9 protein-coding genes and 1 riboswitch are annotated in these 15,889 nt (G+C 32.5%); of the genes, 1 reads left to right on the top strand and 8 read right to left on the bottom strand.

What is annotated here, in order from left to right:
- Positions 1 to 233 precede the first annotated feature (233 nt).
- Entirely contained in the window at positions 234 to 560 is a 327-nt protein-coding gene (locus tag IAI10_RS12380; RefSeq protein ID WP_315673584.1) for a hypothetical protein, read from the bottom strand.
- 156 nt (positions 561 to 716) lie between these two features.
- Complete coding sequence (locus IAI10_RS12375) at positions 717 to 881, bottom strand: hypothetical protein (RefSeq protein ID WP_315673583.1); 165 nt, start codon at positions 879 to 881, stop codon at positions 717 to 719.
- Positions 882 to 1,216: 335 nt separating this feature from the next.
- Here IAI10_RS12375 and IAI10_RS12370 point away from each other — a divergent pair, with 335 nt between their 5' ends.
- Complete coding sequence (locus IAI10_RS12370; protein ID WP_315673582.1) at positions 1,217 to 6,757, top strand: S8 family serine peptidase; 5,541 nt, start codon at positions 1,217 to 1,219, stop codon at positions 6,755 to 6,757.
- A 30-nt stretch (positions 6,758 to 6,787) separates the two neighbouring features.
- Here IAI10_RS12370 and IAI10_RS12365 read toward each other — a convergent pair whose 3' ends face one another.
- The 6 genes from IAI10_RS12365 to IAI10_RS12340 form a co-directional block, all read right to left on the bottom strand.
- Positions 6,788 to 8,008: a hypothetical protein gene (locus IAI10_RS12365; RefSeq protein WP_315673581.1), complete on the bottom strand. Its 1,221-nt coding sequence runs from the start codon at positions 8,006 to 8,008 to the stop codon at positions 6,788 to 6,790.
- A complete protein-coding gene (locus tag IAI10_RS12360) occupies positions 7,998 to 9,125 on the bottom strand; it encodes a DUF58 domain-containing protein (RefSeq protein ID WP_315673580.1) in 1,128 nt (375 codons plus the stop codon). The genes IAI10_RS12365 and IAI10_RS12360 overlap by 11 nt, the downstream gene beginning before the upstream one ends.
- An 11-nt stretch (positions 9,126 to 9,136) precedes the next feature.
- Positions 9,137 to 10,087, bottom strand: a complete 951-nt coding sequence (locus tag IAI10_RS12355; protein WP_315673579.1) for a MoxR family ATPase — start codon at positions 10,085 to 10,087, stop codon at positions 9,137 to 9,139.
- A gap of 211 nt (positions 10,088 to 10,298) precedes the next feature.
- Positions 10,299 to 11,588, bottom strand: coding sequence for an NCS2 family permease (locus IAI10_RS12350; RefSeq protein ID WP_315673578.1), 1,290 nt, complete (start codon positions 11,586 to 11,588; stop codon positions 10,299 to 10,301).
- A gap of 98 nt (positions 11,589 to 11,686) precedes the next feature.
- Positions 11,687 to 11,788, bottom strand: a riboswitch (purine riboswitch).
- Between the two features lie 181 nt (positions 11,789 to 11,969).
- Entirely contained in the window at positions 11,970 to 13,697 is a 1,728-nt protein-coding gene (locus IAI10_RS12345) for a ferredoxin hydrogenase (RefSeq protein ID WP_315673577.1), read from the bottom strand.
- 280 nt (positions 13,698 to 13,977) lie between these two features.
- Positions 13,978 to 15,879, bottom strand: coding sequence for an efflux RND transporter periplasmic adaptor subunit (locus IAI10_RS12340; protein WP_315673576.1), 1,902 nt, complete (start codon positions 15,877 to 15,879; stop codon positions 13,978 to 13,980).
- Positions 15,880 to 15,889 lie beyond the last annotated feature (10 nt).

Below are 15,889 nucleotides of genomic sequence, written 5' to 3'. Positions count from 1 at the left end.
TTCCTCCATAACTATTATTTATGAGATAAAGCTAATTTTGCGTACCCCTATAGGAAAATTAATGGTCTTAAATTATATCTTCCTACAAAATTAATTACTGTCTAAATACTATTTATTTCTCATTACAGCAGAATGACAAAATTATGAATAAAGTGTAAATAAAAAAATCGCCCTAGGCGATTTATAAGAATAAGTAATTTATTTTTTATACTGAACTTTATGTTATTTACCATTTAGAATATTTTCTTGCCATTACCCTTTAATGCTTTTAATCTTCCGTTTACATAGCTGTAAAGTTCATTCTCATTTTCTTTTATATTCATAGGTGCATTTTTTACTATGGCTATTAAGTCTAAAGTATTTGTTTTTATAGTTTTTCCTAACTCAAATGCTAAAAATCTATCTTTCATTTCCCAATATACATTATTAAAATCATGTGCTTGCTTTATACTATAATATCCTTTTTCAGCACCATATTGAAAAAGATCTGCTGCAGCTTCTAACTCCTGCATATCTTCAGCCTTTCGTGTTTCATCCAAAAGTTGTTGAAAAGACTTCATTAATAACACTCCTCATATTTCTTTTTACAAATTTTATTATGCCTTCCTTTTGTATAATTAATTCAGTATATGATGAAAGCCTTACTACATTATACATCACTAAAAGAAATATGTCATGCCTACATACATTATTTATATAAATTAAAATTTTCATAATTATTTTTCATTTTCGTCCACCCATTTCTTTTTTTCTTCTACACCAACTCTTTGAGGCATATTAGCATCAGCTGTTATCGACCGTTTTTCTATATAATTTATGTCATCTATTTTTTCATCTTTATTAGAAGAACTGAATTTATTAATATTATTTCTCTTATCCATTTCCTTTAAATCCTCCTTTTAAATTTTTATTTATTATATGTAATTAAGAAAACTCTATACACTTGCCATTTAATTTATATTTTACTATTTACAAATATTTATAAATGTAAATTTATAATTTTTTGCCATTTAAATTATTTAAATGGTATTTTTTAATTGTAATAGTAAATAATTATTGCATAAATTGCCATAAAGTTGTAACATTTTAATATTATTACGAGATTGTAATAAAAATTTCTAACTATATTTTAGTTATGATTTTCTTTTATCCAATTTTGTAGCAATAAAGGAATTTACTTCTGTAATTTCCTAAATCAAAAAAGGGGGGGCCCAATTTGAAAAAAGCAAAACTAAAATTATTATCAGTGGTTACGGCTTTGGCTTTAGTCTCATCCTTAGGGATATCCGTAAAGGCTGACAGCAAATCATTTTCTGCAGACCAGCTAAAAAGCATTTTAGCTGAAAGCTACAAGAGTAGTTTGAAAGAAAATAGTAAGCTGGGCGAGTCATTAAAGGCCAAGCTAGGAATCAAAGATTCTTCTAATGACGGGGAGGTGAAAAATACAACAAGTAAAACTGATGAAAATCAGTTGACTAGAATTATAGTTCAACTTAGTGATAGTCCTGCTATCAATACCACATCTTCAAAGGACAAAGCTAAGGCTAATGAAGCTTCCGTTAAAAATTCACAAAAAGACGTTATAAGTCAAGTTGAAAAAATAACTGGAGTTAAAGTTAAAAGAAGCTTTGGCTATCTAGTTAATGGCTTTAGTATAGACGCTAAGCTAAAGGATGTTAACAAAATAGCAGCTTTAAAAGGTGTAAAGAAAGTATTTGAAGCAAATGTGTACAAGCCTGATATGTATTATGCTAAGCAAATTACTGGTGCAACAAGTGTATGGAATCAGGATAAATACAAGGGTGAAGGTATGGTAGTAGCAATAATTGACACAGGAATCGACTACACCCATAAGGATTTAAAAATCACTGACGCTTCAAAGGACAAGCTGAACAAGACTTCCGTAGATGCTGCTACTTCAAAGCTCAATCACGGAAAATTCTATACTGACAAAGTCCCTTATGCATATAATTACGCTGATAACAACGACAACGTAATTGATACTACCGGAGAAATGCATGGAATGCATGTGGCTGGAATAGTAGCTGCTAACGGCGCAGATGATCCTAATTTCAAGTCTGTAGCTGGAGTTGCTCCAGAAGCTCAACTTTTGGATATGAAAGTTTTCTCAAACAATCCTCATAACTCAGATTCAGCTTACGACGATGATATAATAGCTGCTATTGAAGACTCAGTAAAGCTTGGAGCAGATGTTATCAATATGAGCTTAGGTTCCTCCTCTGGATTCAATGATGCAGATTCTCCTGAGCAGATAGCAGTAAATAACGCTACTGATGCTGGAGTTATAGTTTGCGTAGCTGCAGGTAATGATGGCGAGTCAACTAATACCAACAGCTGGAATCAACCAGAAAATCTATTAGGAACAAAGGATACCTCAACTGTTGGATCACCTGGTACTACTCCATCGGCATTAACAGTAGCTTCTATGGAAAATACTAATTTAGTTGGAAAAGCTTTATCTGTAAACATAGGCTCTCAAACAACTAGTATGGTATATGCTGATGTCCAAGGTGATGATTACTCTTCACTTAAGACTCCTCATGATTTAGTATATTGTAATTTAGGTAATCCTGATGATTTTACTGGAAAGGATTTATCAGGAAAAATCGCTCTAATTAAGAGAGGAGCTATAGCCTTCACTGATAAAGTTACAAATGCCGAAAAGGCCGGTGCTGCTGGAGTCATTATTTTTAATAATGATGGTAAAAATGACTTTATTCAGATGAGTGTTACTAATTATGATATACCTGCACTTTCAGTAGGAAACAACGATGGAGACACACTTGTAAAGAATATTTCATCCGTAAAAGTATCTATTGATGGTTCATTGATGGGAGTTGAAAATGTTGATAAGGACGATATGTCTCAATACACTTCCTGGGGTCCTACCGAAAGCTTAGATTTTAAGCCTGAGATTACCGCTCCTGGTGGAGATATATATTCTTTGGCTAACAACAATGGCTATCAATCAATGAGCGGTACTTCCATGGCAACTCCTAATACTTCTGGATCAGAAGCCTTGGTGATACAATCAATAAAAGCTAGAAATATAGGATTAACAGGAAAAGATGCTGTTGAATTTGCTAAGCGTACTATTATGAATACAGCTACTGTAATGAATGATAAGTATAACAGTCATGTACCTTATTCTCCTAGAAGACAAGGTGCTGGACTTATAAATCTTCCTTCTGCTGTAACTAATAATGTTATAATAACAGATTCAACAGGAAATGCAGGGGTAGCACTTAAAAGTTTCTCTGAAACTACAAAAAGTTTCGATTTAACTTTGAAAAATTATGGTGGAAGGGATGTTACCTATACTCTTCCTGCTGCAAAACTATTATCAGAGTATAACACTGAAGACGGTGCTATATATGAAGATGCTGTTAATGGCGGACAAGTTTCCTTTGACAAATCCAGCGTAACAGTACCTGCCGGTGGTACAGCTAAAGTTACTGTTACTATTAATATACCAAGTGACACAAGTAAATTTGCTACAGACAATTTTGTTGAAGGTTTCGTAAGTTTTGATTCTTCAACAAACAGCGCACCTTCTTTGTCAGTACCTTTTATGGGTTTCTATGGTGATTGGGCTGCATTAAACATTGTAGACAAACCCGCTGATGACTCTCAGTCTACAACTGGTGCTACTTGGCTTGGAACTCTAACAGATGCAGGTTTTTCGTTTATAGATACTGCAGATTATGATCCAGATAAATTAGGCTTTTCGCCAAATGATGACGGACTTCAAGATTTAGTTGCTCCAAACCTATACATGCTTAGAAATGCTAAAAATGTAACAGTACAAATATTAGACAAAAATAAAATTGTACTTTCGAACCTATATACTCAAAGCAATGTAAGCAAAACTTCCTTAGAAGACTTTGTAGGGGGAAAAACTAATGGTACTACATTAAGCAATGCAAAATGGGATGGAACCATATATGATGCTGCTACAGGTGAATATAAGGCAGCTTCTGAGGGACAGTATTATTACAGAATATTAGCTACTGCTGATTATCCAGGAGCTCAAGCTCAAACTACTGATATTCCTGTAAAAATTGATAATACAGCTCCAACAGAAACTATAAGTTCAGCTGTTGCAAATACAGACGGCACTTACCACATTCAGTGGACAGCTTCTGATACTGGAACCGGCATATATTCCCAGTTGATATTGCTATATGTTAATAATCAGCTAGTACTCGTTAATAAAGGAGTTTCTACTGATGCTTCTGTAGTTAAGAATTTCAAACAGACTGGCAATAATTTCAGTGCAGATATAACTGTTAATCCAGAATCTAGGAATAATGTTGCCATTGCAATGTTAGATAATGCCGAAAATATTAGTGTAGCTTCTAAAGAATTCGAAGTAGGCACTGTACCAAAAGTAGAAATAAGCAATCTTCAAGATGGTCAATTCGTATCTAAAAACGACTTAGATCCTTCCGGCTATTATGATGTTTTTGGAGAAGTTTCTTCGGATGTAGCTTCTTTAACTTTAAATGATGTAACTGCTGAAATTAATTCCGGAGTTTTTGATGCAGCACTTTCTTTAAAAGAAGGAAAAAATGCTATTACTGCAATTGGTAAAGATTCCTCTGGTAAGACTATCTATAACAGTAGCTATACTGTAACTTTAGATACATCAGCTCCAGCACTTACTATATCAACTGCTGGATATACTGATGATAATAGCATAATTAAATCAGATGCTGATTTTATCGATATTACTGGAAATGTTAAAGATGATAATCTAGCTACACTCCTAGTTAATGACGATGAAGCTAACATTGATACTAACGGAAACTTTAAAGTTAATGTTGCATTACTTAATGGATTAAATACTATTGCTGTACAAGCAATAGACAAAGCTGGTAATACTACAGTTAAGGACATTAATGTTCTTTATACTAATCCTAACGGTGCATTTACAGTTAATTTTGATAATTTAGCTGGCTTCCAAACTTTAACTGAAAAAGATACAAAAGATGATGTTTACACTATAAAAGGTTCTGTAAATCATGCTATTAAGAACTTTACTATAAACGGTGCAGCTGTTAATGTGAAATCGGATAACACTTTTGCTGTAGATGTTAAATTAAACCAAGGAACAAATGTCATAAAATTATATGCTGAAGACAATGGAGTTGTATACTATAATTATGGTTACAAAATCCTTTATGACTCAAAGGCACCAATTCTTGCATTAACTTCTCCTGTAGCTAGAGCTGATGGCAAGATTTATACTAAATTAGGAACTGTTAATTTAATTGGTAAGGTTACTGATAATTTATATGGCTATAGCCTTTATTTAAATGGTAATATGGTGTTAAATTATGATAAGTACCCTTCAAATGATTCTACTGCATTAACCAAAGATTTTAACATTCCTGTTAACGTAAAAGATGGTGACTATATAACTCTAAGTGCTATTGATGAATTTGGAAATACAGCAGAGGATAAAGTTCAAGTAGTTGTGGATAATACAGCTCCTGCTGCTCCACAAATAATTCCTAGCACTACAGTCCCAACGAATAAAGCTGTAAATATAAGCTTTAGTGATTCTGACAAAGATATAGACTACTATGAATATAGCTTTGACGGTAGCCATTTCTTCAAATATGAGGGCAAATTATCTACTGATAAAAATACCGATGTATATGCAATAGCTGTGGATTATGCTGGAAATACAAGCAACATATCTAACATGAAAATTGACAATATAGATACAGTAGCTCCAGATGTTAAAGTTTCAGGGGTTGCTGATAAGGGAATATATACTTCAGCGGTTACTCCTGCGATTACTTCTACAGATCCAACTGCTACAGTTGTAGCTACTTTAAACGGAGCACCTTATACTTCAGGTATACCAATAAATACTGTAGGTGACTATACACTTTCAGCATACACTGTTGATAAGGCCGGTAACCAATCTCCTACTGAAACTTTAAAATTCACTCTTGCTTTTGCTGCAAATACTGTATCAAAAGCTGGAACTAGCACAATAGTAGTAGATGATAGTGATCTACAAAGTACTTCTTCAGTGCTATCTTACACTGTAAGCAATGCTGACAATATAGGAGTTGAATTACCTTATTCCATTCTTAATGCTTCTAATAAAGCCTTAGCATTAAATGGAGACAGGGTAGGAATATCCCTCCCAACCAGCGTATTTGCTAAAAAGGCAGGCAGCAAGATTAGTTTAACTGCTACCTTAAATACGGCAACTTCTACCAGCGGATTAAAAATAGCTGGAAAAGTTTATGATTTCAATTTATATCAAACAGATTCTGCTGGAACAGCAACTCATATAACCAGCTTTAATGGTGCAGTTGCTACAATAGTAATGAAGCTATCTGCTGATGATATTAAAGGATTAGATGCCTCAAGGCTTGCCGCATACTATTACAACGAAGCTACTAAAGCTTGGGAACTTGTTGGTGGAGCTTTTGATGCAAACACTAGTACATTAACATTTACCACTCCACACTTTAGCACTTATGTAGTAGCTGAAAAGCCTAAAACTACTAGCACTACAGGCGATAGCGGATCAGGTACAAGTGGTTCTGGCTCAGATTCTTCAAGTTCAAATAGTTCAACTTCTAGTAGCAAACCTACCAAATTAGTACAAACTGGTTACTTCCTAGATTCTACTGTACTTTCCGGAATCGGAATAGTATTTATAGTTTCCGGAGCGGCTATAATAATTTTCAGAAGAAAAAGAACCGAATAGCATAAAAAAATAGGGAGGATAAAATCCTCCCTATTTTTTATACATTTCTTTAAGCTTTTTTCTTATACTTTTAGCATCTTTAAGAAATTCTTTTAAGTTAACTTCCCTATCATGATTTGAAAATTTAGTTTCATTATATATATCAGTAACATTTGCAATAGATCTTTTATCCACGGTATGTTTAACCTCATTGTATAAATCGCCAGCACTCATTGATTTTTTGTATACTCCCAAATCATTTGCTGCAATTAAAATTGTTTGATAATACTTCATTATCTTCCCTTTAATTCCTTGATAATTAAATACATTTTTCCAAAATCCTTTATTTTCACTATTACTTACGGTTATAGTTTCTTTTTCAATGTCATCTTCCTTTAAAGAATCATTTGACACGCCTTTTTTATAATAGACATTGTACAGCCTGTACATAATTAATATTATAGCTAGAATTAGAAGAACCTTAATTACAGCTCCAAGCAAATAATTTGGCGGACTGTGCTGCATATTATCAGGTATCTTGTCTGGTTGCCTCATTGTGTATTTAGCTATCTTATTTTTAATCGAAGGATCCTTTATATTAAACAAGGCAAAGAATAAATTAAATATAGGAGTTGCTATCAATGCTAAAAATCCTATTATTACATTACCTACATTATTAATTACAACAAAAATCATATTCACTATTCGTGAAGCAATAGTGTTGTTGCTTAATACCAATGCAGCTACAATAATAATTCCATCCACTTTCTTAGACTTTTTTTCAGATATTCCAAAATAGGCTCGCCTCATGCTTCTCATTAGTATTAAAGAAACTATTATATATACAGTATATATCATTACTATACTTGTATCTCCTTCTAATATAGAAGCAAATATTCCTACAGTTCCAAGTATTATCATATTCATTTGTAACACTTGCTGGTATGTAGGATATGTCATATTTTTCTTTTGATCGTAATAAATTATCATCATATTAGTTATAAGAAAAATAATGTTTACAATGTTTAACTTCAAAACATAAATAATTAATAATAAAACCAAGGAAAATGCCACTGTCATACACTTCATTTTATTATTGCTTTCATTTGCGTTTACAAAATGATTATAAAGCATTGAAGACGCAAATCCTATAATTAGAATCCCCCAATTAGCGCTATTTTTGCTTACTAAGTTTAATAAAGCGTTCCAAATACAGTAATTAAATATAGTATAGTTCAATCCGAGTAATAATTTCTTGCTATCAATCTTCATCTTTATTCCTCCTTACTATACTATATTTTTCTATGCCTGCAATATAATCAACTGAATTATCTTTAGACGCATCCACAATTTTAAACATATATCCTGAATGCTGTGCTCTTTTAAGTAAGTTTATACTTTCTAAATCTAGGCAAGAGGTTACAATTATATAAGTTGTATTTCTATCCAAAATATTTATTTTATGATTTAAGTATTCATAAAAATTAATTCTAGATCTTACATCAGCTCTTCCGCATAACTCTAATATTGAATTCAAGGAATTTAATGAAGGTTCAATTGTATCATTATTTGAATCAATATGATATCCTACAATATGAGCATTAGTCCACATGCCCACAGGTATTCCTTGTGCTATGCTAGCATTTGATAGAGAAGCTGCCAATTCTATAGCTTCTTCTGCTCCTTGAAAATCTGAATTAACTATATATTTATCCATATCGAGAATAATTATTATATTTGTATCATGAGTATAATCATATTCTTTTACCATAAGATTGCCTAATCTAGCACTATACTTCCAATTAACATCCTTCATTCTATCACCGGCAGAATATTCTCTAATGCCTTTAATATAAAGATAATCCTTGTACATCCATCTTCTTATAATATTATCCCCTTGAATACTCGTACCATTGATTTTTAAATTATCTAATTCTCTTATATATGGCGCTACCACTATTTCTTTACTGGAATATACTTCATGGTCTTCAGTTGAGAACCCAAATATATCCCCTACGGATATCTGCATTTTCTTAAAACGATATACGCCTCTCCTATCTATATGGAGCTTAAAGGTCTTTTTAACTCTTTCATAAGAGGATATACTAAAATTATTTATTATATTAGCAAAATTAGATTGATATACTATATGAGCTCCTTTAGATTCCTTTAATTCCAGCGGCACCACTTCAGATATGTTAAGAAAAAAAACAGGCAATTTTTTATTATTCTCTATTACAATTTTCATCTTAAAAACTTCCCCTGAAGTTACTACCTTTTTATCTATCTCTCTACTTATTTCTACTGAATTAAGTCCTTTAGTTTTTGTAAAGTAAGATATTCCATATAGTATTAAAACCACAATTAAAAATATTATATAAGTAACCATTTTTTCACCTATTAAATCTTCTCTAATGGTGCTTTAATATCATTTAAAATATTAGTAATTATTTCCCTTGATAAATCATTTTTAAAGGTGCTAGCTCCTACCGGCTTAATCCTGTGGCTTAATATATGTACTGACATTTCCTTAACATCTTCAGGTATAACGTAATCTCTTCCACTTATAGCAGCAAGAGCCTGTGAGCCCTTCATTAAACTTAAAGAAGCTCTAGGTGAACATCCCATTTCTATATTTTCATCATTTCGTGTTTTAAATACAATATTTAAAATATAATTTTTTATATCGTCACTTACAAATACTTTTGTATAATTGCTTTGAACATATTCTATATCTTCTTTAGTAACTACCGCTTTAATTTCCTCAATAGGATCTTCCGAAATAAATCTATCCAATATAGCTCTTTCTTCTGAATATTCAGGATATCCCATGCTGAGCTTAATAAAAAACCTGTCTAATTGCGCTTCAGGAAGCGGAAAGGTACCGAACTGTTCTACTGGATTTTGAGTAGCAATTACAAAAAAAGGCTTAGGTAATTTTTTTGTTTCTCCCTCAACTGTAATTTGTCTTTCTTCCATACTTTCAAGCAAAGCTGACTGAGTTCTTGGTGTAGTTCGATTAATTTCATCTGCTAGTACTATTTGACTAACAAGTGGTCCTTTTCTATATTCAAATTCTCCAATCTTCTGGTTGAAATAATATATTCCTGTTAAATCCGAAGGCATTAAATCTGGTGTGAATTGTATCCTTGTAAAGCTACAGTCCATGGATTTTGCAATAGTTCTTGCTAGCTTAGTTTTACCAACCCCAGGAACATCTTCTAATAAAACATGACCAGAACATATAAAAGCCACAATAATTTTATCAATTTTATCTTCTTTTCCTACAATAACCTTCCCTATATTTTTTCTCAACTCATTCTTAAAATCTACAAATTTAGATACTTCCATTTCTAGTCCTCCAATTGTTATAAAATATATATATAATTATACTACTTTTTAGCTATATTCAGTAACAAATTTTTCAAAGAAAAGCAGCATTAGTTATCATAAGACATTTTTCACATCTCTCATAATAATCTAATACTGCTTTAAATAAATTATTTTTTTATGAAATTTTAAATATTACCTTACTATCTTCAATTTACACAATAACTATATATTATTGGAAGATAAACATAAGTACAAACAATATTGATATTACATACATAGGTACAGGTATTTCTTTGCGTTTTCCTGCAGCTAATTTAATTAAAACATAGGATAAGAATCCAAGTGCAAGTCCATCAGTTATTGAATAAGTAAGTAATGTTAATATTAGTGTTATAAATACAGGGAATCCTTCAGTTATATCACTGAAATTAACTTTAGTAATAGGCTCTATCATGATAGCACCTAAGAAAATAAGTACTGGACCTGTAGCATAGCCAGGGATAGATGTAAAGAATGGTGCAAACACTAGTGATATTGCAAATAAAACTGCAATAACAATTCCTGTAAGTCCTGTTCTTCCGCCTTCAGCTATTCCTGATGCTGATTCAACATAAGCTACAGGAGTAGAAGTTCCTAAACATGCGCCGATAGTAGATCCTACAGCATCTGCTGTAAGTACTTTGTCTGAGTTCTTAACATTTCCTTTTTCATCAAGGTATCCAGCCTTTGAAGCAAGTCCTATTAAAGTACCAACACTATCAAATATATCTATACATAGCATTGAGAATATTATACCTAGAATTTTTAAGCTAAATATATTAGAAAAATCAAACTGTAAGAATACTGGACCAACTGAAGGTGGTGCAGATACGATTTTACCTGGTGCAGGGGTAACTCCAAATATCATACCTACTATATATATAGCAACCATTCCTATTAAAAATGATCCTTTAACCTTCTTTTGATATAATACAGCAATTAACATAAGTCCTAATAATGCTAGTAAAACCTTTGGTGTAGTCACATTTGCTAGACCAGTTAAAGTAGCGGAATCAACTATGATTCCTGCATCCTGCAAGCCTATAAATGCTATAAAGAATCCTATTCCGATGCTTATTGCATATTTTAAAGTTTGAGGAACGCTGTCAATTATAATTTGTCTTATCTTAAATACATTTAATAGTAAGAATATAATTCCTTCTATAAAAGATGCAGCTAAAGCTGTCTGCCATGAATAATGGAATTTTAAGCATATAGTGTAAGTAAAGAATGCATTAAGTCCCATACCAGGAGCCATTCCAAATGGATAATTAGCTACTAAGGCCATGATTACAGTTCCTATTAATGATGCTAATGCAGTTGCAGCAAAAACAGCATTGATTGGCATTTTAGTTTGTCCTAATATTGTAGGATTAACTGCTAATATGTATGCCATAGTAACAAATGTTGTAATTCCTGCTAGTATTTCTGTTTTCACATTAGTTTTGTTTTCTTTGAGCTTGAATAATTTTTCTAACATGATACCCTCCTAAAATGTTTTTAGATTTAACTATACGTATTCTTCTACAAACTCCTAAAAATAAAAAATCCCCCTATATTAATAGGGAGTTTATAGGTAAAATACTTATAAACACCCGTAGTCAAATCATTTTCGGTGATCTGGTAGAAACACTTAAGCCATATTCTTAAGCATATACGAGTAAATTGATCTAAATATTATCTTTGCGATTACATTAATTATATTACATCATTTTATAAACTTAATCAATAGAATTTCTATTATTTCACGAACTTTTTTTATACTTTTTACGTAAACGTTCAGCTTTTTGTAGTAAAACACAAAAATGCCGCCTCATATTTATGAGACAGCATTCTTATTAGTATTACATTACCAAAGAAATTATTTTGTGTATTTAAAATGCAATAACTTATGAGCTAAGCCTTCACCTGGCTTGCCAAAATAGCTGTTATACATTTCTTGTATAGCTCCATTTTCGTGAGATTTTCTTTTTGGAAGGTGAGCATCTTGATTATATAATACGGAAGCTCTCTCAGCTATAAAATTAACCTTTTCTCTTAAAGCTGCACTTACATGCGGTTGTCCACCACCATTTATACATCCGCCTTCGCAAGCCATAACTTCTATAAAATGATACTGCTTTTCATTAAGCTTTCCAGAGTTCATGAATGAAAAGAAGTTAGCTCCTCCATTTATTACTGCTACATTATATGTGTTTCCTGCTATCTCAACAGATGCTTCTTTTATACCCTTAAGACCTCTAACAGCTGTATACTCAACCTCTTTAAGGTCTTTGTTTTCTATGAAGTCCTTAGCGCTTCTAAGAGCTGCTTCCATAACTCCACCAGTAGCACCAAATATAACACCTGCACCAGAATATTCACCCATTGCTGGATCAGCTGCACTATCTTCAAGAGTTGCAAAATTGATTTTTGCATCTTTTATCATTTTAGCAAGTTCTCTAGTAGTAATAACTGCATCAATTTCTCTTAAGCCATCCTCAGTTTGCATCTCTTCCATATCTGCTTCAAATTTCTTAGAAGTACAAGGCATTACAGTTACAGTAAACACCTTCTTAGGATCAATTCCTGCTATCGATGGATAATAAGTTTTTGAAGCTGTACCAAATATTTGTTGTGGAGATTTTGCAGAAGATAAATTACCCAAATACTCAGGATAATAGTTCTGTGCTAATCTCACCCAGCCTGGACAGCAAGAAGTAAACATTGGGAAAGGTCCATTCTTTTCTATTCTTTGCTTTAACTCTGTAGCTTCCTCCATTATAGTCATATCTGCACCAAAGTTGATATCAAATATCTTATCAAAGCCTAACATTCTAAGAGCAGTGTATGTTTTTCCTGTAACATCTACCCCAAAGCCCATGTTGAATAATTCTCCTAGGGATGTTCTTACTGATGGAGCCATAGCAACAATAACATGCTTTTCTTCATCTGCCAAAGCATTCTTTACTCTTTCCATATGAAGTTTTTCTGATAATGCGTCTACTGGACATGAAACAATACATTGTCCACATAGTAAACAATTTATTTCGTCCACACATTTATCTCCCTCAGTTCCTATATATCTAACACCATCTTTTTCTTTGAACTTAAGTACGTGTGCACCGGCCTTATTAGCACAAGTAGCCACACATCTTCCGCAAAGCACACATTTAGTTCTATCCATAACTAATGATTTACTTCTATCATCCATATATGGAGTTTTATCAGCTACAATAAAAGGCTTGGATGCTTTTGCTTTATGCTTTATAACAAGCTTTAGAAATTCACAATTTTCTCTTCTCTTACATGGACCACATTTAAATTCATGCTTATCAAGCAAATTAGATATTCTCTCTTTTACATGGTTCTGAACTTTTTCTGAATCAGTACTAATAACCATTCCATCTTCAGCAACAGTATTACAAGCAGTTACAACTTCATCTTTCCCCTCAATTTCAACAGCACATACACCACAAGTGCCTATATCATTGCAATCCTTTAGGAAGCATAAAGATGATATTTCTATATTGTTTCTTCTAGCTGCGGTTAAAATAGTTTCTTCACTATTTACAGTAATTTCTTTGCCATTAATAATAATATTTGCCATATTTTCACCCCTGAATTATATAACATTTATTGCACGAACTACTATCTATATAGTCATGAAATATAATGTTTTTAAAATTATACTTTGTTATTTATATCACAATTATATCATAAACTATTCTACTAAAAAATATATAACAGCCACAAGTATTTTTTTTAATATTTTTCAATATATATCCATTTTATACGTTTACATGGAATATTTTTATGGTTTTCATAGAAAATAAGCTATAATAGAAACATCCTATTATAGCTTATTTTTTATACTGTTGCATTTTTTGCTAATTAGCAGGAGGTGCTCCGAAAGATCCTCCACCTTGCATTTGCCCTCCACTTCTACTTGAAGAGCTCCTAGAAGATTTGCTTGAAGAAGAAGAGCTTGAACTACTTCTGCTGCCAAATTGCATCTGTAGGACTTTATCTCCTTCAGATAAACCTTCTTTTATTTCTATATAGCCATTGCTTTCTATACCAGTGGTTACCTTTGTAAGTTTCCCGTTAGCATTCATCATAAATCTATTTCTAAAACCTCCTCCTTGTGAACTGCTTCCCTGAGCAGATTGAGAGGTTTGATTTGTTTCTGAAGCTTGTGTATCTCCACCACTTGTTCCATCAGAATTAGGAACCATAACATACTTTTCACCATTTATGCTTATAACAGAAGATTGAGGCACCGCAATAGCATTTTCTGCACTTGCTGTCTGAATAGAAACATCTCCATTCATTCCTACTTTTAATTCTGAAATATCATTTAATTTTATTATTACCTGATAGCTAGTAGAATTATTATTAGTTACTCCTTGAACTCCTACGGATTCAACGGTTCCTTCATAGGACTTATTGGATATAGCACTAAATGTTATCATAGCTCTTTGTCCAGTTTTTACACTATTTATATCATTTTCATCCACTGTAACTTTCACTTTAAGGGAAGTTGGATCCATTAAAGACAATACTGATGTACCTGGCTGTACAGTATCACCGTTATTATTATTTTTTGCTGTGATTACTCCATTTATTGAAGAAACTACTGTAGCTTTACTTAAAGACTCCTCAGCTTGATCTAGCTTACTTTGAGCACTTGTTACTGAAAGTTTATCCAATGCAACCACATAATTTTTCTGAGTATTATAATCGTCTTCAGCGCTATTTAACGCATCTCTTACGCTGCTGCTATCTGAAGTGAAAAGTTCATCTCCGCTTTTAACTACATCGCCGTTTTTAACTTTTATATTAGTAAATGTACCATCATTATTAGGATATACATCCGTAGATACAGAAGCAAATGTTTTTCCACTTATGGTCTTGTTGTTTATTTCTATGTTGCAATCTAATCCAACACTTAATCCGCTGGCTTGGGATAAAGTTATAGTGGATACATAAGAAGCTGAATTACCGCTAGTTTGAGGCTGACCAGAGCTGGCACCTTCTCCTTTAGATCCTGACTGACCGTAGCTATGGCCAGAAGACAGCGCCGTTGAATTATTTGTATTCGTACTTGTGCTGCTTCCTGATCCTACAGTTCCAGTATATGTTTTGCCTCCAATAACTACTTGAACTTTTTCTCCCTGAGATAGAAGCTCCGCTCCAGGTGTATTAGCTGTTATTCCAACTTTTATGGAATTGGGATCTATTATAGTTAAAACTGAAGAATTTTTTGATATTGAATCCCCATTATTATTTTTTAGATTTGCAACCACACCACTAGTAGCAGCTTTTACTACCATGTTATTATAATCGTTCTGAGCTTTAGTCAAGCTATTTTGAACGCTCATCATGCTTTGTGAAGTGTTAGTAGCATCACTATTCGAATCATTTGTTAAAGATAAATTAGCATTATCAAGCTGAACCTTAGCTTGGTCTACATTATTTTGAAGATTATCACTACTAATTGTAAATAAAGTATCTCCCGATTTAACGGTATCTCCTACATTTGCTGTTAAATTGCTAATTTCACCATTGCTGTTAGGATACACATCTTTTATCACAGATGCATAAACACTACCTGTTCCTTCAATGGTGTTAACTAAACTCATACGTTTTGCTGTCACTGTAGTATAAGAAGCAACTGTAGAGTTTGTATTTTTGCTAGTAGTTAGCTTATTATATCCATAGAACCCACCTCCAGCTAATATTCCTACCACTACGCAGGCAATTAAAACTTTTATTATTTTTCGTTTCATCACTAATCCT

Source organism: Clostridium sp. 19966 (genome assembly GCF_032335695.1).
GTDB lineage: Bacteria > Bacillota > Clostridia > Clostridiales > Clostridiaceae > JACTOJ01.
Note: the sequence above shows the minus strand (reverse complement) of the source record. Positions and strands in the feature narration are given on the sequence as shown.